Annotated in this window: 19 protein-coding genes and 1 pseudogene; 7 read left to right on the top strand and 13 right to left on the bottom strand. The window is 61.9% G+C overall.

From position 1 onward, the window contains the following. Positions 1-47: 47 nt before the first annotated feature. The 4 genes from PQQ96_RS17285 to PQQ96_RS17270 all read right to left on the bottom strand — a co-directional run bounded on the left by PQQ96_RS17285 (position 48) and on the right by PQQ96_RS17270 (position 8,176). A complete protein-coding gene (locus PQQ96_RS17285) occupies positions 48-797 on the bottom strand; it encodes an IclR family transcriptional regulator (RefSeq protein ID WP_279224520.1) in 750 nt (249 codons plus the stop codon). Positions 798-1,086: 289 nt separating this feature from the next. After that, positions 1,087-1,977: a transglutaminase family protein gene (locus PQQ96_RS17280; RefSeq protein ID WP_408294048.1), complete on the bottom strand. Its 891-nt coding sequence runs from the start codon at positions 1,975-1,977 to the stop codon at positions 1,087-1,089. Then, positions 1,974-4,646, bottom strand: coding sequence for a circularly permuted type 2 ATP-grasp protein (locus tag PQQ96_RS17275; protein ID WP_408294045.1), 2,673 nt, complete (start codon positions 4,644-4,646; stop codon positions 1,974-1,976). The genes PQQ96_RS17280 and PQQ96_RS17275 overlap by 4 nt, the downstream gene beginning before the upstream one ends. A 47-nt stretch (positions 4,647-4,693) precedes the next feature. Continuing rightward, the gene (locus tag PQQ96_RS17270) at positions 4,694-8,176 is read right to left on the bottom strand and encodes a transglutaminase family protein (protein WP_408294042.1); all 3,483 of its coding nucleotides are present in this window, start codon (positions 8,174-8,176) and stop codon (positions 4,694-4,696) included. Between the two features lie 391 nt (positions 8,177-8,567). On the opposite strand from PQQ96_RS17270, the pseudogene PQQ96_RS17265 reads away from it, so the two are divergent. Then, a pseudogene (locus PQQ96_RS17265) lies at positions 8,568-9,632 on the top strand (zinc-binding metallopeptidase family protein); the annotation flags it as partial. A 397-nt stretch (positions 9,633-10,029) separates the two neighbouring features. Here the strand turns inward: PQQ96_RS17265 and PQQ96_RS17260 are convergent. From PQQ96_RS17260 to phaP, 3 genes are all read right to left on the bottom strand, one after another. Next, positions 10,030-11,307, bottom strand: coding sequence for a DUF3443 domain-containing protein (locus PQQ96_RS17260; RefSeq protein ID WP_408294039.1), 1,278 nt, complete (start codon positions 11,305-11,307; stop codon positions 10,030-10,032). 11 nt (positions 11,308-11,318) lie between these two features. Continuing rightward, a complete protein-coding gene (locus tag PQQ96_RS17255; protein ID WP_408294128.1) occupies positions 11,319-11,768 on the bottom strand; it encodes a DUF2844 domain-containing protein in 450 nt (149 codons plus the stop codon). Positions 11,769-12,405: 637 nt separating this feature from the next. Then, complete coding sequence (gene phaP / locus PQQ96_RS17250) at positions 12,406-12,831, bottom strand: TIGR01841 family phasin (RefSeq protein WP_408294036.1); 426 nt, start codon at positions 12,829-12,831, stop codon at positions 12,406-12,408. Positions 12,832-13,185: 354 nt separating this feature from the next. Here phaP and PQQ96_RS17245 point away from each other — a divergent pair, with 354 nt between their 5' ends. Together PQQ96_RS17245 and PQQ96_RS17240 are read left to right on the top strand one after the other, a co-directional pair. After that, positions 13,186-13,635: a hypothetical protein gene (locus PQQ96_RS17245; protein ID WP_408294033.1), complete on the top strand. Its 450-nt coding sequence runs from the start codon at positions 13,186-13,188 to the stop codon at positions 13,633-13,635. Positions 13,636-14,322: 687 nt separating this feature from the next. Next, entirely contained in the window at positions 14,323-15,093 is a 771-nt protein-coding gene (locus PQQ96_RS17240) for a DUF4410 domain-containing protein (protein WP_408294030.1), read from the top strand. Between the two features lie 237 nt (positions 15,094-15,330). Here PQQ96_RS17240 and PQQ96_RS17235 read toward each other — a convergent pair whose 3' ends face one another. The 5 genes from PQQ96_RS17235 to PQQ96_RS17215 all read right to left on the bottom strand — a co-directional run bounded on the left by PQQ96_RS17235 (position 15,331) and on the right by PQQ96_RS17215 (position 20,308). Then, on the bottom strand, positions 15,331-15,942 hold the full coding sequence (locus PQQ96_RS17235) for a glutathione S-transferase family protein (protein WP_408294028.1): 612 nt from the start codon (positions 15,940-15,942) through the stop codon (positions 15,331-15,333). Between the two features lie 162 nt (positions 15,943-16,104). Next, on the bottom strand, positions 16,105-17,085 hold the full coding sequence (locus tag PQQ96_RS17230; protein WP_408294025.1) for a zinc-binding dehydrogenase: 981 nt from the start codon (positions 17,083-17,085) through the stop codon (positions 16,105-16,107). 215 nt (positions 17,086-17,300) lie between these two features. After that, complete coding sequence (locus PQQ96_RS17225; RefSeq protein WP_408294023.1) at positions 17,301-17,891, bottom strand: TetR/AcrR family transcriptional regulator; 591 nt, start codon at positions 17,889-17,891, stop codon at positions 17,301-17,303. A gap of 386 nt (positions 17,892-18,277) precedes the next feature. Further along, positions 18,278-18,985, bottom strand: coding sequence for a hypothetical protein (locus PQQ96_RS17220; protein WP_408294020.1), 708 nt, complete (start codon positions 18,983-18,985; stop codon positions 18,278-18,280). A 66-nt stretch (positions 18,986-19,051) separates the two neighbouring features. After that, complete coding sequence (locus PQQ96_RS17215; RefSeq protein ID WP_408294017.1) at positions 19,052-20,308, bottom strand: flavin-dependent oxidoreductase; 1,257 nt, start codon at positions 20,306-20,308, stop codon at positions 19,052-19,054. Between the two features lie 287 nt (positions 20,309-20,595). Between PQQ96_RS17215 and gtdA the strand changes: the two genes are divergently transcribed. The 4 genes from gtdA to PQQ96_RS17195 all read left to right on the top strand — a co-directional run bounded on the left by gtdA (position 20,596) and on the right by PQQ96_RS17195 (position 23,721). Continuing rightward, the gene (gene gtdA / locus PQQ96_RS17210) at positions 20,596-21,648 is read left to right on the top strand and encodes a gentisate 1,2-dioxygenase (RefSeq protein ID WP_408294014.1); all 1,053 of its coding nucleotides are present in this window, start codon (positions 20,596-20,598) and stop codon (positions 21,646-21,648) included. A 60-nt stretch (positions 21,649-21,708) separates the two neighbouring features. Next, on the top strand, positions 21,709-22,407 hold the full coding sequence (locus tag PQQ96_RS17205; RefSeq protein WP_408294012.1) for a fumarylacetoacetate hydrolase family protein: 699 nt from the start codon (positions 21,709-21,711) through the stop codon (positions 22,405-22,407). 59 nt (positions 22,408-22,466) lie between these two features. After that, positions 22,467-23,111 carry a maleylacetoacetate isomerase gene (gene maiA, locus PQQ96_RS17200; RefSeq protein WP_408294009.1) on the top strand — a complete coding sequence of 215 codons (645 nt, stop codon included), beginning with the start codon at positions 22,467-22,469 and terminating at the stop codon, positions 23,109-23,111. A 121-nt stretch (positions 23,112-23,232) separates the two neighbouring features. Next, on the top strand, positions 23,233-23,721 hold the full coding sequence (locus PQQ96_RS17195; protein ID WP_120307132.1) for a MarR family winged helix-turn-helix transcriptional regulator: 489 nt from the start codon (positions 23,233-23,235) through the stop codon (positions 23,719-23,721). Between the two features lie 89 nt (positions 23,722-23,810). Here PQQ96_RS17195 and PQQ96_RS17190 read toward each other — a convergent pair whose 3' ends face one another. Beyond that, positions 23,811-25,400: an ABC transporter substrate-binding protein gene (locus PQQ96_RS17190; RefSeq protein WP_408294006.1), complete on the bottom strand. Its 1,590-nt coding sequence runs from the start codon at positions 25,398-25,400 to the stop codon at positions 23,811-23,813. Positions 25,401-25,715 lie beyond the last annotated feature (315 nt).

The raw sequence follows: 25,715 nt of genomic DNA, 5'->3' as shown, positions 1-25,715 counted from the left end.
TTCGTTCGGTATCCAGATCGAATGCGGCCGCAAGCGGCCTTGTCCGATCAATCGGTTTGCATATGCTCGGAAATGGCGCGGGCCGTGCGTAGCGTCCCGTCGATGAATTGGCTTTCGCGGCCGATGGCGCGCGTGGACGGCGCCATCAACGTGATCGATGCGCTGCTGCCGGCGCCGCGTCCGCTGCGGTGAAATATCGGCGCGCTCACGCCCCACACGCCCGGATCGACTTCGCTGTCGCTGACGGCGTATCCCTGAGCACGAATCTGTTCGAGTTCGGCTTCGATCGCGGCACGGCCGGCGGGGTCGTTGTCGAACACACTGTCGAGTACTTCGGTGCGCGCCTTGTCGGCCATGAACGCCAGCAACGATTTCGCCGAAGCGCCGGCTTTGAGCGGCACGGCGCGGCCTTTCTCGAACGAGCAACGCAACGAGTGCTGGCTGTCGACCATTTCCAGGCACATCACCTGATGCTTGACCGCGACCACCAGCCCGATGCTTTCTTGAGACGCGCGCGCCAGTTGCTGCATCTCCGAGCGGCTCGCTTCGACGAGCAGCGAATTCACGTCGAAGCCGAGCGCGAGCTGCAGGCTGATTGGACCTGGCGCATAGTGCCCTGCGTTTTCAGCGACGAACCCCCAGCGCTTGAGCAAGGCGATCTGCCGGTACAGCGTGCTTTGCGCGAGACCGGTGACAGCGAGCAGATCCTTGACTGACATGGCCTTGCCATGACTGGCGAGCGCCGCCAGCACCAGCAATACCCGTTCGGCCCCTGTCACACCCTGTTCCGCGTTCACGATGAATCTATCCACAATGCATAGTGGGATCAGAATGCCAGAAGATTCTCAGGTTTCAAAAACAGGATTCCCGCTCAATGGGAATCAAAGGAGAGGGTTTTCCCCGAAAACGGGATAAAAGAGCGTGCGGCGGCGGATACGCTGCACGTAGATGGAAATCGTCTGACCACGGAAGTGGCTTGTTGACGGGTTGAAGCGGGTTAATTCGGGGAAAAGCGGCGGGGAAAAGCGGCGAGAACAAACGACGGGGGAAAAGTGCCGGGAAAAGGCGGCCAGAAAACGCGACGGCTTAAAGCGCCAGCACCGTCACCCCCACCTCCACCCGATGCGCCCCGCCCCCGAGGATCATTCCACGCAGCAGGGACACGTCGCTGTAATCGCGGCCGATCGCGAGCGTCACGTGGTCCATATCGGCGAGCACGTCATTGGTGGGGTCGAGATCGATCCAGCCACTTTCGGGGCAATACACGGACACCCACGCATGCGAGGCGTCCGCCCCGATCAAGCGCGGCTGCCCCGGCGGCGGATCGTTACGCAGATAACCGCTCACATAACGCGCCGGCAAACCCAGCGAGCGCAAACAACCGATCATCACCTGCGCAAAGTCCTGGCATACGCCGCTCTTCAATTCGAAAGCGCGCTCAGCGGGTGTGTCGAACATCGTCGCCGAGGGTTTGTACTCGAAGTCTTCGTGAATCCGGTGCATCAGATCGATCGCACCCGCCACGATCGGCATGCCAGGAGGAAAGCTAGGCAGCGCGTAAGCGCGTAATGACGGCCGCGGCACGATGTTCGGCGACGCAAAGCAGAACTCCACCTCGGGCCGGAACTCGCCACCGACCCAAAAGCGCAGCGCGTCCGCCACGTCTTCCCATTCCGGCGTCTCGTCGGGATCGAGATCGGTCCAGCGCGGCATAAGCGCTACCGTTGTTTCGCTGACGAGTTGCAGGCGCTCATGTGGTGCGTCGAGAGCGAAGTACAACACGTCGTTACCGAATGCATCGATACGGCTAGTCTGATACGACGGCTCTGGTTCGATCTTTTCGCTGTGCGAGACCACCCGCTGCCACGAACAGGCGATGGGCCGGATCGTCGCGAGATGCTGGGCGGTCTCCACATACGTGGAGTAGCGGTAGGTCGTGCGATGGGAGACGGACAACACGGTCGGCGCGTGCTTCATGACCACACCCGTGAGGCGACCGTACTGGCATGACTGAAATAGCGCGCGCTGATTTCATGCGCCGCCGCGCCGACGTAGCCGCCAATCTGATCGCACACCGCCATCAGTTCGACGTATGAATCCTCTTCGTCGATTGCGCACAGCGATTCGAGCGTGGGCAACGAAGCGGCAGGCGGCATCAATTCCGCAAAGGGACGATGCCGCATACTGCCCGCCGCCACAGCGATCTCGTCGAGCTTTCTGCGCAGGCGCTCATAGACACCGTAGATGCCGCGCGGATTGGTTGGTTCGATCACCAGCAGGTCAAGCAAAGCCGGCACTTCGAAACGGCCCGGATACAGCGAGCGATACGTCAGCGTGCTGTCGAACAGTTGCAGCAGCAGATCGAACCCGGCCGGCGTCGCGAGCTGGCCTTTATCGGCGACCACACGCAGGAACGACGTCATCGCCGATACCCGCTCGATGTGCCGCCCGACAAAGAGCAGACGCCACGCTTCGTCGCGTGTCATGCGGTCGCCTTGCGCGCCGCTAATCGCCGACAACTGCACCGACAGGCGTTCGAGCGCGTTCATCAGCGTCACGCGGTCATAACGGTCGTAGCGTTCACTACGCTCAGCACGGCCGTTGCCATTCGCGCCGCCCTGCAATGAACCGCTTCCATTACCATTGCCATTGCCGTTGCCGTTGAACCCCGCGGCCGGCATCAAGGTCTGCAATGCATCGCGAAAGTCGTTGCGCGCCGCGAGAATCGTGCGCCAGTGATCGTTCGACAAACGCCCCCGCACTTCCCCGTTCGAACGCGCCTGATAGTTGAGGTTCTGGCCGATGCTTGCAGCGCCGGTGCTCTCGCTCAGATTCGCGACCAGCACGCGCTCGAATGCCTGCGGCGAATACGGCGAAAACATGTCGCCGGACTGCACGAGGCCGCAATGCAAGGCGAGCTCGACCAGCGTGGGGAACATCGCGTCGGCGTCGTTGCCTTCCAGCGAGCCGAGAATCAGGCGCAACAGCCGCACATTGTTTTCGGCGCGTTCGCCATAACGTCCGGCCCAGAACAGATTTTCCGCCGCGCGGCTCGACACGGTGCGATGCTTGCGCGCGAGGTCGGCGGGTTGCATCGGCGAAGGCAGCAGCGTGAAGGTCGACGTCGGCTGACTCGACAGCACCCACGTATCGACGCTACTGCCGCCGTATTGCATCGACACCGTCGCCTGACGCTCGGCGGCCATACGCGTGAAGCCGCCGGGCATCACATGCCAGCCACCGTTGAAGTCGGCGATCGCGTAGACACGCAGCACCGAAGGACGGCGGCCAATCGTGCCATCCTCATAACGCGGCGTGCAGGAAAAGCGCTGCGGCTGCTGGATCGTATAGGTGTCGGGCATCGCTTCAATGCGTTCGCGCCAGGTCGACAGCCGCTGTCTGCCCTGCTCGATCCCGGGCGGCGCATCGCGTGGCGCGACCGGCCACGTCGGCACGATGAATGCTTCGTCCAGACGCGCGAACGCATGCTGGCGCGCCGCCTTTTCGCCGCACCACCAGGTCGCCACGCTCGGCAGCACGAGGTCTTCGTCGAGCAACACTTCGGCGATGCCCGGCAGAAAACCATGCAGGGCCGGCGATTCGACAAAGCCCGAACCCGGCACATTCGACACGATCACGTTGCCCGCGCGCATCACCTGCAACAGACCGGGCACGCCGATGCTCGAATCCGCGCGCAGTTCGACCGGATCGCAGAACGCGTCGTCCAGACGGCGCAGCACGACATGCACACGTTCGAGACCGGCGAGCGTCTTCAGATACAGCATGTCGTCGCGCACCGTCAGGTCCTTGCCCTCGACCAGCGTGACGCCGAGATAGCGCGCGAGAAACACGTGCTCGAAGTAAGTCTCGCTAAACGGCCCAGGCGTGAGCAAGGCGATATGCGGCGAACTGTCGGCCCCCGAACTGTCGTGCTGCATCGTGGCCTGCGCGGCCTGCACGAGTGTCGCGATCAGTTGCGAATAGGTCGGCGCAAGGCGGCTCACACGCATCGCGCGGAACGGATCGGCGAACAGCGTCGACACGATCAGGCGGTTTTCCAGCGCATAACCGAGGCCGGATGGCGCCTCGGTACGATGCGCCATCACGGTCCAGTTGCCGCCGGGCGTCCGCGCCAGATCGACGGCGACCACCTGCAGATATTGCCCGCCAGGCGGTGTGAAGCCCTTCACGGAACGCAGGTAACCCGGATGCCCGAACACCAGCGCGGGCGGCAACTGCCCACGCTCGAGCAAGGTCTGCGGTCCATAAATATCGGCGACGATGGCGTTGAGCAGATGCGCGCGCTGCGTCACGCCACGCTCGATATGCGCCCACTCGGCCTCGCTGATCAGGAACGGCAGCAGGTCGAGGGCCCACGGCCGCGACTCGCCGTTGTCCGCGTAGACGTTGTAGCTGATGTCGTTGTCGCGGATCTGCTGCGCGACCGACGCGTAGTGATCTTCCAATCGCGCGATGCCGTCTTCGCCGAGCCGCTCGAAGAACTGGCGCCACGGTTCACGCAACGCGCCTGAGGCATCGCGTAACTCGTCCCAATGTCCCTCGTAGGCCGGCAACAGCCGCAATAAGGACGAAGCGTCCGCGCGGGCGGCGGACGTTTCGAAGGGAAAAGTCGATTGAAAGGCCAAGGTCGTGTCGTTCTTAAAAGTATGCTGCCGCTTTTCAGTCTACCAGGTTACCAGTACCGCAGGTCCAGCGTGAACGGAAACTCAAGGCTGCGCGACGGGATATCGACCGCTACCGGCCCCGGCGTATGACCGTACGCGAAGAAGCGCGAGCGCCGCCGGCCTTCCGCCTCGTACGCGTTGACCGGGAAGGTCTCATAGTTGCGCCCGCCCGGATGAGCGACATGATACTGGCATCCGCCCACCGAGCGGCCAGTCCACGTGTCGACCAGATCGAAGGTGAGCGGCGCATCCACGCCGATGGTCGGGTGCAGCGCCGACGGTTGCGACCAGGCGCGAAAGCGCACGCCGGCCACATATTCGCTGACGCGGCCGGTCGGCTGAAGCGGAACCGGCACCCCGTTGACCGTCAGCACATGGCGGTTGTCGTTCAAACCGAGCGCACGCACTTCGAGCCTTTCCACCGATGAATCCACGTAACGCACCGTGCCACCCGGCGAGCCCTCCTCGCCCATCACGTGCCAGGGTTCGAGCGCGCTGCGAATGGTCAGCGAGACACCGTTCACCGTGGTCTCGCCGACCAGCGGGAAGCGGAATTCGAAGTGCGGCGCGAACCAGCTACTCTCGAAGGCGAAGCCCGCCTGGTTGAGTTCGCCGAGCACGTCGTCGAAATCCATCTTCGCGAAGGTGCCGAGCAGGAAGCGGTCATGCAATTCCGTGCCCCAGCGCGTGAGCCGCTGCGTGTACGGCGTGTGCCAGAAGCGCGCCACCAACGCACGCAGCAGCAACTGCTGCACCAGACTCATGCGTGCATGCGGCGGCATTTCGAAACCGCGCAATTCGAGCAGGCCGAGGCGGCCGGTCGGACCATCGGGCGAATAGAGTTTGTCGATGCAGAACTCGGCACGGTGCGTGTTGCCCGTCACATCGATCAGGATGTTGCGCAACGAGCGGTCGATCATCCACGCCGGCAGGTTGGCGCTTTCGCGGCCGCCGAGCAGATCGATCTGCCGCTGCAACTCGCGGAACGCCACTTCGAGTTCATACACCTGATCGTTGCGTGCCTCATCGACACGCGGCGCCTGGCTCGTCGGCCCGATAAAGAGCCCGGAAAACAGATACGACAGCGACGGATGGTTGTGCCAGTACGCGATCAGACTCGCGAGCAGATCGGGGCGTCGCAGGAAAGGACTATCGGCAGGCGTCGCGCCGCCGAGCACGAAGTGGTTGCCGCCGCCGGTTCCGGTATGCCGGCCGTCGGTCATGAACTTCTCGCTACTCAGATAGCTTTCGTGCGCCGACTGATACAGGTACTCCGTGTTGTCGACCAGCTGCCTCCAGTTCGAAACCGGATGGATGTTCACCTCGATCACACCGGGGTCCGGCGTTACCTGCAAGACTTTCAGGCGCGCATCGCGCGGCGGCGGGTAGCCCTCGAGCACCACCTTCATCTGCAACTCGGCCGCCGTCGCTTCGACTGCGGCGAGCAGGTCGAGATAGTCGTCGAGTTCCGTGAGCGGCGGCATGAACACATGTAGCAGCGAACGGCCGCTGCCGAACGCTTCGGTTTCTGCTTTCGGACCGGCGGCACGTTTCGGGTCGCGCGCTTCCACGCAGATCGCCGTACGCAGCGTTTCCTTCGACGACTGCCCACGCGTGGGTGCCTGTTCATCGCCCGGTTGAGGCGCAAAGGCCAGCACACCGCTGCCCGCCATGCCGCTTAGCAAATCCGCCGCTGACGTCGACAACGCCGCCGCATGCCGCGCATCGGCCGCGCTCAGGGTGCGGCGGGACTCACCATCGCCGTCGTATTGCATGCGCAATTGCGCGGCCGGGCGCAACGGCACCGGCGGCGCGAACGGATCGTGCGCGTGCTGGTACGGATAGTCGGTCTTCGACACCCACGGCAGCGAATCCAGCGGCAAGCGATACCCCATCGGCGAGTCGCCGGGAATCAGGAACATACGCTCGTCGCGGAAGAACCAGCGGCCGCTGACCCACTTCGGCGCCTCGTTCGGCACATCGCGCTCGCGCGCGAGCGGCAGGACAAAACCGGTCGCGCCGCCCAGGCCCGCATCGAACACGCGCCGCAGACGCACGCGCTCCAGCTCGTCGTCCAGACGCGCATCGAGCGGATCGACGTTGACCGGCAGACGGCGCTCGCGCCACAGGTAGTACCAGACGTCTTCGAAACCGGGCTGAATGCAGTCCTTATCGAGCCCCAGCTTGGTCGTCAGATGAGCGAGGAAACGCTGCGCGTCGTCGGCCGTGTAGGTACCCGGCTCGCGTTCGTCGGCGAACAGTGTGGGGTCTTGCCAGCACGGCTCGCCATCGGCGCGCCAGTAGAGCGACATCGCCCAGCGCGGCAGTTGCTCGCCCGGATACCACTTGCCCTGGCCGATGTGCAGAAAACCGTTGGCGCCGTAACGTGAGCGCAGCTTGTCCATCAGCGCGACCGCGTAGCCGCGTTTGGTGGGGCCGAGCGCGTCGGTGTTCCATTCGGCGGCGTCGCGATCGCGCACCGCCACGAAGGTCGGCTCACCGCCCATGGTCAGGCGCACGTCCATTTCGGTCAGGCGCTGGTCGACCTGCTCGCCCATTTTCAGCACGTCGCTCCACACCGCCTCGCTGAACGGCCTGGTGACGCGCGGCGTCTCCAGAACCCGTTCAATCGACATGGTGTGTTCGAACTCGACTTCGGATTCGTCGACGGCGCCTGAGATCGGCGCCGCGCTGCCGGGTTCGGGCGTGCAGGCGACCGGGATATGGCCTTCACCGGCGAGCAGGCCGGAGGTCGGATCGAGGCCGATCCAGCCCGCGCCCGGCAGGTACACCTCGCACCATGCGTGCAGATCGGTGAAGTCGACTTCAGTGCCGCTCGGGCCGTCGATGGATTTGACGTCCGGCGCGAGTTGCAGCAGGTAGCCGGAGACGAAGCGCGCCGCCAGCCCCAATTGCCGCAGCGTCTCGACCAGCAGCCACCCCGAATCACGACACGAGCCCGCGGCGCTCACCAGCGTTTCCTCGGGCGTCTGCACGCCCGGTTCCATGCGGATCAGGTAGCGGATCTCGCGTTGCAGCCGCTGATTCAGTGCCACGAGGAAGTCGGCCGTGATCATCGGCTTGCGGTCGATACTCGCGACGAACTCGGCAAAGCGTGGCGTCATGGGGCGCTTGACGCGATACGGCGCAAGTTCCAGTTCGAGGCTGGGCGCATACTCGAACGGAAACTGTTCCGCCGACGGTTCGAGAAAAAAGTCGAACGGGTTGTAGACGGCCATCTCGGCGACCAGATCCACGGTCACCTTGAATTCGCGCGTCTTCTCGGGGAAGACAAGGCGCGCCTGATAGTTGGCAAACGCGTCCTGCTGCCAGTTGATGAAGTGTTCGGCCGGTTCGACCCGCATCGAATAAGACAGAATCGGGGTCCGGCAATGCGGCGCAGGCCTGAGCCGCACGACCTGGGGCGACAGCGCGACTAGCCTGTCGTAGCGGTAATGTGTGACATGATTCAACGCAACGCGTATGGACACACCGGACTCCTGGACAAAGGATGGCAGCCCGCCAAAAAGCAAGCTTCATGCCGTTGATCGAAAAACCGCGTGAACTGCCTGACCTGCCCGGATTAGCGCCTGCTACGAAGTTTGCCGCGTCGGCCGACCGTCCGGTCGATCGATCCACGCGCCTTTCCACTGCTTTTTCGGACGCCGCGCACCAAAGCGGCGCAGCGCCGATGCACGATCATGCACGTAATGTGCGTTAAACCAGTGACGTCTGGCAAATGCGGCATGAAGATTGCGCATCGCCTTCGCGCCTGCAGATGCTTCTACAGGCGCTTAAGGATGCCCCGCGACCGGCGTACGGCCTGCCGGCAAAGCGCCCCCTGCTGCTCCATGACTGCCCCTACCTCTCAGGGCTCGATCGATGAGAACCTTCCACTGCAATCGCTGCTCGCATCTTGTGTTCTACGAAAACGTTCGTTGTGAACGGTGCGAGTCGTTGCTCGGATATGTACCCGAACTGGCCGAAATCAGCGCCTTCGAAGAAGCTGATGACGAACGCTGGCGCAGTCTGCATCCGCGGGCCGAGGGCGCGCTGTTCCGGCAGTGCCACAACTACGCCGTCGAAAATGTCTGCAACTGGATGATCCCCGCCGACTCGCCCGACACGCTCTGCCGCGCCTGCCAGCTCACGCAGACCATACCGAATCTGAGCACGCCGGATAACCGGCTCTACTGGTACCGGCTGGAGATGGCGAAGCGGCGTCTGCTGTACACGCTGGCCGCACTCGGCCTTGACGTGCCATCGCGCCAGGCCGATCCCGAGCATGGATTGGCATTCGAATTCCTCGAGGACGGCGAAGATGGTTCGCGCGTCATGACCGGCCACGACAACGGCCTCATTACGCTGAACATCGCCGAAGCCGACGACGCCTACCGCGAAAAGGTGCGCAGCGCGATGGGCGAGCCCTATCGCACGCTGCTCGGCCACTTCCGCCATGAGACGGGCCACTACTACTTCAGCCAGTTGATCGAGAACGATCCGCGCTGGCTCAAGCCGTTCCGCAAGCTGTTCGGCAACGAGCGCGCCGACTACGGCAAGGCGTTGACGGCCTACTACCGCGACGGCGCACCGGCGGACTGGCAGGCATCGACGATCAGCGCCTATGCGACGATGCATCCCTGGGAAGATTGGGCCGAGACGTGGGCGCACTACATGCTGATCGTCGACGTGCTGGATACCTCGACCTCGTACGGCCTCGCCTTGTTGCCCGACGACCCGAGCGAGCCGACGCTGACCGACCGCACGCCGGTGGAAGACGCGAGTTTCGACAATCTGATGAAGCGCTGGTTTCCGCTCACCTATGCGTTGAACAGCCTGAACCGCAGTCTGGGCATGCCTGACGGTTATCCGTTCACGCTGGCCTCGCCGGTGGTGGATAAGCTGCGGTTCGTGCATCGGGTGATTGCGGCATTCGGCGATAAAACACGACCGTGCGAAGTGGCGACGCCGGCCGGTCATGCCGGGGCAGTGCAGGCGCCGTTGCAGACGGCGCAGGCTGGCGCGTTGCAAGCGGTAGTGGCGCAACCGGGCGTGCAACCCAGTTTGCAAGCAGCGCCGCTGTCTGCGCCACAACCGGTCGCGCAACCTGTCATGTCGCCAGAACCCGCGCAGGCGCCCGCCATGGAGAGAGTCGCGCCGTCAGAGCCACCGTTGCAATCCGGGCCCACCGCCAGCAAAACAGCGCCCGCCAGGCGGGCCGCACGCCGGCGTTAGTCTAACTGCACTATCCGCAGGTGACACGCTTCGATAACCCACAAAAAAACCCGCTGCCGAACAAACCGGCAGCGGGCTTCTTTCCATCAGAGCCAAACCTGGCTATCGCTCAATACGCGACGTAAGGCCCCGTCCCGCCAGGCGTCACCTGCTGCTCGACAGCGGCATACACGTTACGCCCGTAGAAGAACGGCAGGCCCCAGTCGAAAATCGACGACGTCACAAAGGCCGGTCCCGCCAGCAGCGGCAACGCCGAATCGCCGCTGTATGTCTGCGAAATCGTCGTCGCATTGCCGACGTTGAAGTTCACCGTGCTCGTCGTGCCGTTCACCCCCTGGATCATTGCACTCAACGACTCGGTCGACACCGGGCAGTAGTACGCGTTATCGGGACTCGCGCAGGCAGGCATTGCACTGGTCTGGAAGAACAGGCCGGTCGAGCCGCTGTCCAGAATACTGCTCGAATACGTCGTGCCGTTCTGCACCGTCGTAAAAGTGCCATTCGACGGACTCACGCCGATCACCTGCGCGCTGCCTAGCGAATTGTTGCTCTGCGTGCCGATGCCGAACACCAGTTGCCCGCTGACGGTCTGCGCGCCACCCGACACCATCGGCAGGCTCAGCATCGAACCGTTGTTGTCGGTCGCGAAGTACGGAATCGGATTGGCGACCTGCAGCGCTTCAGCGAGCGGAATCGACGTGCATGGCGTGCTGTTGCAACCGTAATACGTGCCGGCCACCGCCTTCTGCACACAGTTCGCGCCGCAATCGTGCTTGAACACGCCAATGCCCAGAATGCCATTGGCCTGCAAGGTAGACGGCGTGTTGCGCGACGCGCCGTAGGTGGCGCAATCGGACGGCAGCGAAGCGTAGTTCGGATCGATCACCTGGATCGGCAGCGAGGCCGCTTTTTCACCGGCAATCTGCAGGTCCGCGAGCTTCACCGAACCCCATGTGTAGCCGTCGAAGAACTGCATGCATTCGGCGACCAGATTGCCCGAGGCGTCTTTCTGCTGCGGCAGCGTCATCGAAGCGGGCAATTGCGAAGCGAACACGCGCACGCCCCATGAACCGGTGTCCACCAGCATGTGATCAATGGTCTGGCACTGGGTCGTGCCGGGCACGCAAATCGTGACGCTGACAAACGGCATGTTCGGCACGTTGCTCACGCCGGAGTCGACCGATACGAGGACCGCGTTGGCGGCCACTACTTGCGGCGAAGGTGAAGCATTGGTGACGGTGGGACCGGCCGACAGGCTCGTCGTACTGCCGGAACTCGCTGAGGAGCTGGACCCGCCGGAGCCGCCGCCTCCGCCACCGCAGGCACTGACGAGCAACGCGAGCAGCGCCGCGCACAACAAGGTCACGAACGAAGAAGGTCGACGCATGATCCGCTCCGTTATTGGATGACGCCGACATCGACGCCCGCAGGCACCGCTTGCGGCAGATACGCATAGCCGGCAAACGCGCGCAGGTGCCCGCCGGAGTAGACCACCAGATCGCTGCTGGACACCGCGAGCGGCGTGCCGCGCCGCGTTGCGGTAGCGGCGACGTATTGGTCGAACGAGGTGCCCAGGATGGATTTCAGATCCGGAAGCGTCGGGCCTTGCCACGCGACACCGAACACGGTGCCGTTGGACGCCACGTACTCCCGCACCAGCGTGCCGGAAGGCATTGCCATCAGGTGTACGGAATACGCGCTTTGCGTAGTCGCCGTGTGCGCAACCGCGCGCAGGTGTGTCTGATCGCTGTCGACAGTGCTGACGTTCTGGCCGAGCGTGGCGTGCGCGGCAAACGACAGCGCGCAGCTAGCCCCGAGCATTGCGCGAGCAATGCTTTTAGTAAGCATCGGTTTCAAGAGATTTCCTTCGAGGTGAAACGCGCGTGACCGGCGGGTGAGCCCATCACGAGCGGGAATTCAGGGGTGCACTCCTGACCGGTGGTGCCGGACCTGCATTCACACCGGTTGGGTTGCGTGAATGCGTCTACGGAGTGGCGGCGCGAAACTTTAGGTATCGCGACGTGGCACGGCAATCGTTTGCGCGACGATTTAAACCTTTCGCGAGCGCAGTGCCGTTTCAGACCGTTTGAAATTTGAGGACAGGATCACCAAGGGGCGGTGCTTCGGTGCAGGTTTTTCTGCTTCGAGCTGTTTAAAGCGAACACCCTCAAAAAATAGCGGGGCCACAGCAGAAAAATATCGATGCGTGCAGCATGTGACGATCAATGTAAGCGTCTGCTGAATAATCCGCGCCTACCGGCCTGTTTCATCCGACAATTACGGCGCGTGCAGACTGCTTTTGTGTGAAGAGAAAATCGCGGGATGGGTCTGATTCGAGGCGAAAAAAAATGCCGCGGATAACCTGATCGTCATCCGTGGCACCGGGTACTTCATTACTGTTTCATTGCGAATTCATTGCGGATTCGTTGCAAATACCGCAAGCCGCGCCGGATCCGGATCGAGCGATTCGATGCGGCCGCTTTGATTACTTCTTCTGCTGCTGCAAGAGCGATTTGAGCTCCTGCACATTTTCTTCTACGCGTTTTGCGATCACCGCATACGACTCCGCCTGCGTCTGATACGCGGCTTGCGCCAACTGCTGCATATCGGCGAGCGACTTGTGCAGGCTTTGCTGGATCAGTTCGGCGGCTTTCGCCGGAGGCGCGGCGCCGCCGGCCGACAACTGCCCTGTGAGCGATTGCAATTCGCCCAGCGTAGTACGCAGCATCTCGGTCTGTTTCTGCGCGAGCGACTGCATGCCCTGGAAGGCCGTCTGATTCGCCTGAACCAGCGCTTCCACATCCTTGCGTCGTGCTTCCATGATGGCGGGTACGTCGAAGCCGGGGAGCTTGAACTGCTCCAGCATTTTGGTGAAATCGCCAAACGGATTGGCGGCGTCAGGTCGGTCCATGCGAAATCCTCCTTAACGATTGAATACTCGCCCGCGGGGCATCGCCGCGATGGGTTTCTCCGGCATATGCACCCGTGGCGTCGCGTGCGCCGCACCTCCCGCAGAGGCTTGCGGCTTCTGGGGTCGGACGGCACATTGCTTCAATCATGCGCCATCCGGCCACATTGCGCCAGCGGGCACACCCTGGCGTCGACCGTCTTCTTGCCGACATGTTTTGCGGGTTCGGCCACACGGCAAGCAAGGCCCGGTAAGTTTCGAAGCCGCTTCAGTAACCCGACGAAACGGCAGGTCGACTATCGTTGCCGATGTGCTGGCGCACTGTCGCGCCGGCGCTGTCTCGATGGGAGCGAAATCATGAAAAAAGGATGGATGAGCGCGGCACTCGCCGCCTTTTTGAGCGTGGCCGCGACTGGCGCGCTGGCACAGGAAGCGGCACCCCCGTCGTCCGAATCTACGCACGCGCAGAGGGAGCCGCATCGCGGCGACGGGCCGCCTGGACGGCATGGGCCGATGGGTCCGGGTTTCGCGGTGATCAACGATCTGGAACAGTTGCGCCGCCTCTATGCCATGAGCGGGCGTGAAGGCGAGATCGTGGCCGTGTATCACGAGGTGCTGAACAAGACGCAGGATGCGATGCTGCGCCACTATGTGTACGACGCGCTGGCCCGCGAACAGTTGAAGCCGGCCAATACGGACCAGGCGATTGCTACGCTGCGTACCAGTCTGTCGGAAGACCTCGTCGCGGCGAACAGGCTGCCGCATGGCATGCCGGCGGGCATGCAACCGTCTGCGCCACAGCAGTAAGGCGCGGACTCGATCATCACGCGTTCGAACGCCGCACGATGTGCGCGGTGCGTGTGCGCGGTCGTATGCCGCGGCACACACTCGGTTTCATCGTGCCGACGCGCACACTCGTTCGCTTTTGGGCGCTGTCATTCCAGGCCATGGAGACGGACACAGCAATCCGTCCCGACGCAAGATTAGTTGGAAGCGCTCCCGCCAAAAAACCAGCGCAGCCGTTCAGCGCGCTGCGTTGGCTTTCGCACATAGCCGCCTCGCTGCCCACTTTTCATCTTCCCTCAGATGATTAGGATAAGAGCACCGCAACGCTAGTGCCAGGTGAACAATGCGCTATCCGCTGAACATGGCCGTCGCCGCCGCCCTTCTTGCCTTCATTCTGTTCTGCATCATCAGACTCGCCTTGAACTGACGCCCCCTGCCGTCGCTTTCACCCTCTCCCGAACCCATCTCGACGCGGCCTGTTTCGCGGTGACATAGCGCGAAATAATTGTTGAATGGAGTTCGGGAAGTGACTCGCCCATACTTCGTTTCGCTGCCGGTGCGTACGAAAAAAGACGCATGCGATCAAGGGTGCTTTTCGTGAAAATGCGCGTGCGAACGCGATCCCGATGATGAACGATCCCACGGTTGCCTAATCATCGAGATATACGTTCGAACACAACGGCACCGCGTGCCGACGACAGGATGAATATGTTGACTTCAGTGAGTTTCCTCAAAAAGAATGCCGCCCGTTTTGCATGCGTCGCGATGGTCTGCGGCAGCGCGCTCCTGACCGGCTGCGCCGGCGGCAGCATCAGCAATGCGACCCAGACCAGCGCACAGCCGCAAGTGCGCCCGGACAACATCTATGTCTACACCTTCGACAGCAATCCGGACCAGGTGAAACTGGACAACGGCGGCATGCTGAAGAAATTGAAATCGCAGCTCGACGGCTCGTCCGCCGCGGAAAAACAATCCGCCGATGCGATCGCTGTGCGTGAGCAGGTCGCCGACGAAATCGTGCATCAATTGCAATCGATGGGTCTGCGCGCGATTCGCTCGGACATCCCCGCCCCCGCCGATCAGAACGTCCTGCTCGTACAAGGCAGCTTCGACACGATCGACCAGGGCAATCGCCGCCGCCGCGTGCTGATCGGCCTGGGCGCAGGCAAGAGCCAGGTCAGCAGCTCCGTGCAGATTCTGTACAAACCGGCGGGCGGCACCGCGCGGCTGGTGCAAAGTTTCAATGCCACCGGCGACAGCGGCAAGGCACCCGGCATGGCAGAAACAGCCGGCGTGGGCGCGGCAGTCGGCAGCGTCGCGACCTCAGCGGCTGTGGGTGGCGCCCTGCACGGTGTATCCGAAACCAAGAAGGCCGGTGTTTCGGCGGACGCGAAGCGTCTGGCCGACGCAGTGGCAAAACAGGTGGCGCAGATCGGCGTAAGCGGGGGCTGGCTTTCGACGGAGCACGTCAAAGGATAATCAATCCGCAGCAGGCTTGAACTGCAAATAGCGCGCGGCAGGGTGTGTGGAATTCACACCCTGCCGCGCGCTTTTTTACGCCTTCACTCCCTTGATCCACGCGACGACCGGCGCAAAGGCCTGCGCCTGCTCGTCAGTCCAGATGCCCGGTTTCGAGGTTTGATGGAGGCAGTTATCAAACATGCCGTCAATGAACCGGCGTTGAGCGAACCGGCGTGATAGCCGGCTGAAGTACGCTTACGCGCCGCCCTTTTCCATCGCGCGCTGGTAAGCGGGGCGCGCCTCGATGCGATCGACAAACGCCGTGATATTCGGGAACGCGTCGCGTCCGCAAAACTTCAGGCACGTCTGGGCCACGAACGAAAGCTGGATATCGACACCCGTCAATTCATCGCCCATGAAGTAGTCGCGGCCGGCCAATTCCTGATTCAGGAAACCGAGGTGGTTCTGCAACTCACTGTCGATTCTCGGTTGCAACGGAGCCGCACCCTCGCCAAGACGTGCCGTGTACACCTTCAGCATCAGTGGCAGCATGGCGGATCCTTCCGCATAGTGCAGAAACTGCGCGTAACGGTCGTACGCGTCGGTTCCGTATGCCGGAGCGAGGCGGCCATTACCATGACGGCGAATCAGATAGTCGACGATCGCGCCCGACTCGAAAATCACCTTCTCCCCGTCGCGAATCACGGGGGCCTTGCCCAGCGGATGAATCGCCATCAGTTCCGGCGGAGCAAGACGGGTCTGCGGATTCCGCTGGTACTGAATCAGCTTATAGTCGAGGCCGAGTTCTTCGAGCAGCCAGGTAATGCGGCGCGAACGGGATTCATTGAGGTGATGGACTTCGATCATGGATGGGGCTTTGGAGTCGACGAGAAAAAATGCGGCCAACGCCTGCTGTGTATCCGATCGATAGACTCAGACCGGCAGGCGTTGGAGATAGCTTACGAACTGGCATTGGGACGGTACTTCGCTGCACGGCGCCGCACGCGATGCAACGAAAAGCCCCTCTGCTTACTTAAACCGCAGCAGCACCTTGCCCTTGCGCGCGCTCTTGTCGCTCGCCGCAGCCGCTTGCACCGCGTTCTCGACGTCAAAGACGGCTTCGACCGGCAGCTTCAACTCGCCCGATGCAGCGAGCTTCAGCAGTTCGCCGATCATTCGCGCTTTGTCCGCGCCCGAGGGGGCCTCGAACACCTTGGTCGCCCAGAAACCCTTGACGGTCGCCTGTTTGAAGATCGCATCGCCGGAGCTGAGGCGCATCGGCTCATTGGACATGGCGCCAAACGAAACCAGGGTGCCGTTTTCGCCAAGGAGACCGAAGATGTCGCCGCTGGCATCGCCACCCACCGAATCGACACCCGCTACCAGTGGCGCATCGCCGACGATGCCACGAACCTGCTTCTTCCAGCCGTCGCTGTCGGTCGACACCGCATTGCCGATACCCACCTCGGCCAATTCCGCAATGCCCGACTCGCGCCGGACCAGATTGACCACGTTGATGCCGCGCGCATTAGCCAGCATCGCCAGGGTCTTGCCGACTGCGCCGTTCGCCGTGTTCTGGATGAACCACTGACCGGGCTCCAGATGCAGATATTCCAGCAACATCACCGCGCTCAACGGCATAGCGATCAACTGACAGCCTGTTTCGTCGCTGATCGCATCGGGCAGCGGCACGACCGTTGCCGCCGGCGCCAGAACGTAATCGGCCCAGCCTTCGTAGATGCCGGCCACCACCACGCGCAGACCGGGTTTCACGTGTTCGACACCCTCACCGATCGCGTCGATCACGCCGGCAACTTCAGTGCCGCCCACGGCGGGCAGTTTCGGCTTGTAGCCGTATTGACCGCGAATCGTCCACAGATCGTGATTGTGGATCGGCGACATGGTGGTTTTGATGCGCACTTGCCCGGCGCCAGGATTCGGCGTGGGGCGGTCCGCGACTTGCAGCACGTCAGTGGGATTGCCGAAAGAGGAATAGATAACGCTACGCACAATCGATCTCCTGGAATGTGCAACGGTAAGGACTCCGTTCTGCACGGAGTGAGTGGTTCTGCGAGTAGTTCTACGAGTGATGCTGTGAGCGCTTCTTCTACGAATGACTCTTCTGCGAGTGATTCTTCAGCGAGCGCCTCTATAAGCGCTTCGGCTGGTGTTTTTGTTCAAGAAGCTTCAATAGAGCCACGGCCTCGGCCTCCGCCGCGACACGGTCAAGGCGCGCGAAGTACGCTGACGGTGACAGCCATGGCCTGCGCCATCGCGCTTCCATCCTGTCGCAGCTTCGTGACAAGCGCCGCGCCGAGCCACATCTGATAAAGGAGCTCGGCCGCTTCCTTAGCCCGGATCTCCGGCGAAAGCGATCCGTCTGTCTGGCCTTCTTCGATCACGGACGCCAGACGCGTCATCAAACGGTCAACGCCATCGCGCAGCACGATGCGCATCTCATCGGACAGGTCGCCGACTTCCGCGCTCAGCTTCACCACCAGACACTTTTCGTCGCCGTCCTGATCGAGTTGCGCCTGTTGCCAGGCGGCCCAATAACTCAGCAGCTTGTCACGGCCGTTGACACCGGGCTGACCGAACAGCTCGTCAAGACGTGTCGCGTAGTCGGCGACATACTGCTGCAGCAACTCGGTGCCGAACGATTCCTTCGAGCCGAAGTAGTGATAGAACGACCCCTTCGGGATCTCGGCAGTTGTCAAAATCTCGTTCAGCCCGACCGCGACAAAGCCTTTGCGCGCAATCAGGGCGCGCCCGGCGTCGAGGATATGCCGGCGAATGTGGGGATGGCTAGCTCTCATAGGAACCGGATTATGGCCTCAATTAGACCAGTCGTCTAGAGCATGAAGATGGCGCTGACATTAGCGCGCAGTAAGCGTCAGTGCTTACAGATTGTGTCGTCGCCGCATTTCGCTCGCGTGTCGAAATGTACTTACAACCGGCTTGCCCCTCCGCGTGCGCACACTGTTCGTGCACGGTGCGATCAACTCGCAAGGCCGATTGGCTGGGAAACTGCTGGCGGGTCGGCGTAATTTGGCCGTCACCTTCCAGCCATGTGGCGGTGTCATGATGATGCTTCGTACCCGTCCCTGCGGCTCGAGAAATTGCAGCCGGATGCGCTGCAGTCCGACACCGCCCGGGCGGGCACGACACCAGCTAAATCTTGCATCGAACCACAATGCCAGGTTTAGCCCTTCGCGGGACGCCCCGTCTTCACCGTCTCGAGCGACGACACCGCGGCAAGCAGGCGCTGCGGCGTGGCCGATTCCAGCATCAACAAACCGGCTCGCAACAACTCGCTCTTCTTGACCGGCACGCCGGCGTCGAGGCACTTCTGCTTGAGCGACGCGATCTTGTCGTAGTCCGATTTCGGCATCGTGAAGCTGTCGCGCACGACTTTCTCTTCCTTCGGCGGCTTCGCTTTCTTTGCTTCTGGAGCGGCGGCAGGCGCGGCTTCCACGGCTGCCGAGCGCTTCGGCTTGGTTGCCTTCTCGACGACAGGGGTTGCTTCCGCCGCTACCGAACGCTTCGCCTTGACCGCTTTCTCGACGACCGGCGCTGCTTCCGCTGCTACCGAACGCTTCGCTTTGGCCGCCTTCTTGACGACGGGGGCCGCTTCCACGGTTGCCGAACGCTTCGCTTTGGCTGCCTTCTTGACGACAGGGGCCACTTCCGCCGTTGCCGAGCGCTTGGCTTTCGCTGCCTTTCTAACGGCAGGCGTCGCTTCCGCAGCCGCCGAACGCTTCGCTTTGGCCGCCTTCTTGACGACAGGCGCCGCTTCCGCCGGCTGTTCCGGCGCGGCCGCCGGCGCCGCGCTGTCTGTTGCGTGCTTAGCCGAGCTCTTCGGGAAATGGAACGCCTTCTTGGTAGGCTCCTGCGTCACGGGTGTTGTCATATTTACCTCCGAATTGATAACTGTATAAACAGTATATATCGTTTATACATATATCGGAGGCAGGCGTCATCCCACCCGTTGCCTGGCTTTCAGATCGTCGAGATGAAAACCAGCGACCGTTTTGTACTGGTTCGCGATCTGGCTTAACTCCTCCGCGCTGACCACATCCTCGATCCGCTCGAAGCGCTGCCCCTGCGTGCGCTCGTAAACCACCTGCAAGATCCGGTCGGGCGGCGCCTTGCGGTTCATCAGCACGACATCGCCTGTCGCCTTGACGCGCGCCCGATCATAGCCAAGCAGCGCCTCCTCGCAAACGCCCAGTTCCGCACAACGGTCGGCCAGAAAACGCGCGTCCAGAATCGCTTGCCCGGCACCGTTCGAGCCACGCGGCACCATCGGATGCGCCGCGTCGCCCAATAGCGTGATGCGGCCGAACGTCCAGCGCGGCAGCGGATCCTGATCGACCATCGGATACTCCAGAATCGTCTCCGTCGCTTCGATCATGGCGGCCACATCCAGCCAGTCGAAATGCCAGTCTGCGAATGCCGGGAAGAAATCGGCGAGACGCCCTTGTCCATTCCAGTCGCGGCGCGCGGGTTGCGGCGCCTCGATTTCGGCGACCCAGTTCACTAACTGATTGCCGGCGGCATCGACGTTATCGCGGATCGGATAAATGACCATCTTGCCGTGCGTCAGCCAGCCGGCACGCACCATGCTGCCGCCGGTCAGGAACGGCGGCGCGACGATCGTTCCGCGCCACATGTTGAAACCGGAATAGCGCGGCGCGCCTTCGTCCGGGTAGAACTGTTTGCGAATCGCCGAGTGAATGCCGTCGCACGCTACGATCGCCGCGCCGCTGGCGAGATGCTCGTTGCCGGCGCTATCGGTAAAGCGTGCGATGGCGCCCGTCTCGTCCTGGGTTGCGCTGAGACAGCGGCGGTCTGTCACCACGCTGTCCCGCCCCAGACGCTCAAGCACCGCCTTGAGCAATACGCTCTGCAGATCGCCGCGATGGATCGAGAACTGCGGATGATCGTAACCGGCAAATCGACCAGCCGGCTCCCGGTAGATCAATTGTCCGTGACGATTGAAAAACACGGACTCCTGCGTCGTCACACCGACCGCCGCCAACTCGGTGAGCAGATCGAGTTCCGCCAGTTCACGCGTTGCATGCGGCAGGAGGTTAATCCCAACGCCGAGCGGCCTGATTTCCGGCGCCGCTTCGAAAATGCGGCTCGCGATGCCTGCCTTGTGCAACGTCAGCGCCAGCGTCAACCCGCCAATCCCCGCACCAACGATGACGACCTCAGTATCCTTTTTCATCTGTCTCCTCTTTCGTGATATGCGCGGAGCAACGCGCCGCTGAATCCGCCTCTTCCGCTGCGTGACCACCGTCATTTACGCATACGTCTGCCGAAATATAGTGAGCCATTCCGGCTTCGTCAAGCGGTTCATCCGGACAACGGAATTCATTTGACACGACGATCAAGATTCAATATCTTTTGACATACGTCTGCTGATTATTCACCAGAGCGCCGTCATGTATCGCCAGATAGACCTACGCCGTTCGACGAGACACGGCGTTTCCAGAAAAGAACAGGAGACAAGCAATGAACACCGGCCTTCCCACGTCAGAAAGGAAAGCTTTCTACCAGCAGATCCGCGAACTCAACATGATTCCCCTGTGGGAATCGCTTAGCACACTGGTGCCGCATCAGCCCAATGGACCCTGTGTGCCCGCGCTGTGGAAATGGCGCGAGGTGCTGCCCTACATCGAACGGGCCGGCACCTTGATCACGGCCGAGGAAGCCGTGCGCCGCGTGCTCGTGCTCGAGAACCCCGCGCTGCCCGGCCACGCCAGCGTGACGCAATCGCTCTATGCCGGATTGCAGCTGATTCTGCCGGGCGAAGTCGCGCCGGCCCACCGCCACGTGCAATCGGCGTTGCGCTTCATCGTGCATGGCCGTGGCGCCTATACGGCGGTCGACGGCGAACGCACGACCATGATGCCGGGCGACTTCATCATTACGCCGGGCTGGACCTGGCACGATCACGGCAACGAGGGCGTCGACGGCCACAGCGAACCCGTCGTCTGGCTCGACGGCCTGGATATACCAATGATTCGCTTCTTCGACGCGGGCTTCGAGGAAAAAAGCACGGCCATGTCGCAACGCGTTACCCGTCCGGAAGGCAATGCGCTCGCGCGCTATGGACACAACCTGTTGCCGGTCGACTATCAGCCGTCATCGCCGACGTCGCCCATTTTCAGCTACCCCTACGAGCGCACGCGCGAAGTGCTCGAGCGCCTCTATCGCGATGGTGACCTCGATGAATGGCATGGCGTCAAGCTGCGCTACGTCAACCCTGCAACCGGCGGCTGGCCGATGCCAACCCTTGCCACGTTCATGCAGTACCTGCCGGCTGGTTTCTCAGGCAAACCGTTCCGTAGCACCGACGGCGCCGTGTATTCAGTCGTCGAGGGAACCGGGCGCGTGGTCATCGACGGGCAAAGCTTCGAATTCGGTCCGAAGGATCACTTCGTCGTGCCGTCATGGAAGACCTTCACGCTGCACGCGAACGACGATGCCGTGCTGTTCAGCTTCTCGGACCGGCCTGTGCAAACCGCGCTCAACATTCTTCGCGAAGAAAAACTGGACGCGTAACGCGCGCCTTGACGACCGCGCTGGTCAGCACCACACACAATCACACCTGGAGAATATTCAATGAATCTGGTCTTTGAGTCCGCGCCTGCGGTAACGGTCCCGGTTGCCGGTTCGGACAAGGCATTTCCCGTCCGGCGCATCTACTGCGTTGGGCGCAACTACGCCGCCCATGCGAGAGAAATGGGCTTCGATCCGGACCGCGAGCCGCCATTTTTCTTCTGCAAGCCGGCCGACGCTATCGTCCATGTCGCGCCGGGAACAATTGGAGAATTTCCGTATCCGTCCGAGACGGACAACTGCCACTACGAAATGGAACTGGTCGCGGCAATCGGCAAGGGGGGGAAAGATATCTCCGCCGACGAAGCACTCGATCACGTGTTTGGCTACGCACTAGGACTCGACATGACGCGCCGCGATCTGCAGATGGAGATGCGAAAAATGGGCCGCCCATGGGATATTGGCAAGGCGTTCGATCACTCCGCACCGATCGGCCCACTGCATCGCGCTGAACAGACGGGCCATCTGAAGGACGGCGCGATCTGGCTGAACGTCAATGGCACGTCGAAGCAACGCGCGGACGTCTCGCAACTGATCTGGTCGGTCGCGGAAACTATCGCATATCTGTCGCGCTTCTTCGAACTGGTGCCGGGCGATCTGATCTATACCGGCACACCAGAAGGCGTTGGCGCCGTGATCAAGGGCGATACGATGCATGGCGGCATCGACGGTCTCGGCGAATTCCAGGTCAAAGTGGTCTGAACGACTCACGTCACAACGGAGCGTAACGCTCGTCACGCTCCGTTCATCGAGGATATTCCGTGCAGCTTCACAATTTTTTTCGCAGCTCCGCCTCGTACCGGGTGCGGATTGCGCTAGGCCTGAAGGGCCTGCCATTCGATTACATTCCCGTTCATCTGTCGCGCGACGGCGGTGAGCAGTTCACGCCCGCCTATCGCTCGCTCAGTCCAGAGGCGCTCGTCCCTGTGCTCAGGAACGGCGAGGTGTCGCTCCATCAGTCGCTGGCGATCATCGAGTACCTGGACGAACTGCATCCCGAGCCACCGCTACTGCCGCGCGACCCGCTCGGCCGCGCCACCGTGCGCGCACTGGCTTTGGACATCGCGTGCGACATCCATCCGCTCAACAACCTGCGCGTGCTCAAATACCTTGGCGATGCGGCCGGGCTGACACAGGAAGCGAAAGACGCCTGGTATCACCACTGGGTCCACACGGGTTTTGCCGCGCTGGAAACCAGGCTTGCACACAGTCACACGACGGGTCAGTTCTGCTACGGCGACCAACCGACGCTAGCCGATCTCACGCTCGTGCCGCAGGTTTTCAACGCGCAACGTTTTAACGTCGATCTGAGTGCCTACCCGGTGCTTGGCCGCATCGCGCAGCGCTGCATGCAGTTGCCGGCATTCGCTGCGGCCGCGCCTGGGCAGCAGCCTGACGCACAGTAATTTGCGCGGATGACGCCCGTCATCCGCCCCACTCTTCAGCATCCCGTCCGCACTGCGCGATAATATCGGCCAGTCACACTTGCCGCCCGACCGCGGGCGGCCCACTTCCTGATACGAGTCCATGGCAAAGAACCCTGTGGCGCGCGATACGCGCCAGACTCCGCTCGACCGTCTGTACGCCCGTCCCGGCTTCATGATCCGGCGTGCTCACCAGATCTCGACCGACCTCTTCATCGAAGCCTGCGCCGCGCTCGACATGACGCCTAGCCAGTATGGCGTGTTGTACATCCTCTTCCACAGCGGCCCGCTCGAGCAGATTGGCATCGCACGTCTGATCGGCCTCGACCGCTCGACCACCGCACTGGTCGTCAAGATTCTGAGCGAGCGCGGCCTGCTCGAAAAAGCAAAAAGCGAAACGGACCAGCGCAAAGTGGAAATCTCGCTGACCGAAGCCGGCCGGCAATGCTTCCGCCAATGCGAGCGCTACGCGCAGAAATCGGTCGAAGCGCTGCTCGCGCCGTTCGATCCTGCCGAGCGCACGCAATTTCTCGCGTTGCTCGACAAGTTCGTTTCGCACTTCAACGACAACACGCGCGTGACATTGGGATAAAACGAATCGGCGAGCCCATGCTCGCCGATTCGTTCGCCGCTCGTGCCGCTCTTGCCGCTTCGCTAGAGACACACAGCGGCGTTCACCGATTACTTCGCCGGTGCGGCGTCGAACCCGTACATCTGCGAATCGACGCGCGGCACGATATGAATCCCGTTGCGTGCGGCGAAGGTCGAAACCTGCAGATGAGTCGGAATGATGCCCACTTCATCGTGTAGCACCTTCGACGTTTGCTGGTAAAGCGCTTCACGTTTCGCATTGTCGACCGTTGCCAACCCCGCGTTCAACGGCTTCCAGAAGTTCGGCGAATCGTATGTCTGGATGTTGATCTTGCGAAACGGATTGTTGGTCGGATTCGAGAACAGCGATTCGAGCTGCACGCCCATGTCGCCCGCATCCGCGCCCCAGCCGATCATGAAGAAGCCCAGTTGCAGCTGATTCACGCGCGAGATAAAGGTACCCATCGGTTGCGTCTCGACCTTGGTCTTGCACCCGATGCGCGTCAGCATTTGCGCGACACCCTGCGCCAGTTGCGAATCGTTGACGTAGCGATCGTTCGGCGCGAAGAGCGTCAGCGAAAAGCACTCGGGATAGCCGGCTTCGGCCAGCAGCTTCTTCGCTTCATCCGGCTTGTACGGATCGGGCGGCAGCGCCGGGTTGTAGCCGAACATCGTACTCGGCACGCTGTTCTGCGTCGCCACGCCCAGGCCTTGCAGCACGCGGTCCACCAGCACCTGCCGATTGATCGCCAAAGAGAACGCACGGCGCACGCGCACATCCTTGAACGGATTCTTGCCCAGGGGCTTACCGTTGTTGTCCGTCACATACGGCGCGTTGTCGTTTAGCTGATTCATCACCCAGAAGACCATCAGGGTGCTGGGCTTCGTGTAGACGGCAAGCTGTTTGTCAGCCTTGATGCGCGCGACATCCGCGCTCGGTACGTCGATCACCGCGTCGACGTCGCCCGACAGAATGGCCGCCACGCGCGCCGCCGCATTCGGCAGAATCCGCACGGTCACCTTGTCATAGGCCGGCTTGTCGCCCCAGTAAGCGTCGTTGCGGACGAGTTCGACGCGATCGCCCCGCAAAAAGCGGGAGAACTTGTAAGGCCCCGTGCCGACGAGACCCTTGCCGGTTTCGAAGTCTTCGCTCTTGAGTCCCTGCGTGTCTTTCTTCGACAGCATGAAGATCATCGACAGATAGTTTGGCAGCACAGCCAGCGGCCGGGCCGTGGTCAGCTTGACCGTGTACGGATCGACCACCTCCACCTTGGTGATGTCTTTCGTGAAGACGCCAAACGTAGCCGGCGAATTGGTCAGCGTGTCAGGACGCGCGAGCGAATAGTCCACATCGTCCGCCGTGAACGACGAGCCGTCCTGGAACTTGACGTTCTTGCGCAGCTTGATTTCCCACGTCTTGTCGTCGAGCGGCTTCCACGACTCGGCGAGCCCGGGCTGCAACCGGCCGTCTGGCGACATGTCGATCAACGGCTCGAACACATTGCGCGCCACGTTGCGGTTGCCCGGCAAGTTGGCGAACTGCGGATCGAGCGACGTGACGTCTGCGCTGACCCCGTACTTGAATTCCGCTGCACCTGCATTCTGCTGCACGAACACGCTCGCGGCCAACGCACCGGCCATGACTGCCAGCCGGCCCCAGCCCCGCAAAGTTGTTCCCATCTCCGTCTCCTATATGTGCAGAACCCGCAAGGGTACCCGCTTTATTGAGGAAGCCGTTATCGGCTTCCATCTGAAACCAGCGCACCGAACTGAACACGCGCAGTAACGGCAAGTGTGCGGCGTCGTCACTTCGTGTTTACGAGCATCTTCATCGCCTCAAAATGCCTTCTGTATAACTATATTATCGTTATACACTTCTATCGAAGTCAAGCACTGCTCAAGTTGATGACGGGCGCTGCAGGACCACCGCGCGGCCTTTCGTTCACCCAACGAAATGGTTGCACTTGCAACACGTTGCGAGACAGGAACAACTGC

This window comes from Paraburkholderia sediminicola (assembly GCF_046027825.1).
In the GTDB taxonomy this organism is placed as follows: domain Bacteria; phylum Pseudomonadota; class Gammaproteobacteria; order Burkholderiales; family Burkholderiaceae; genus Paraburkholderia; species Paraburkholderia sediminicola_D.
The sequence above is the reverse complement of the archived record's forward strand: the minus strand, read 5'-3'. Positions and strand labels throughout refer to the sequence as shown.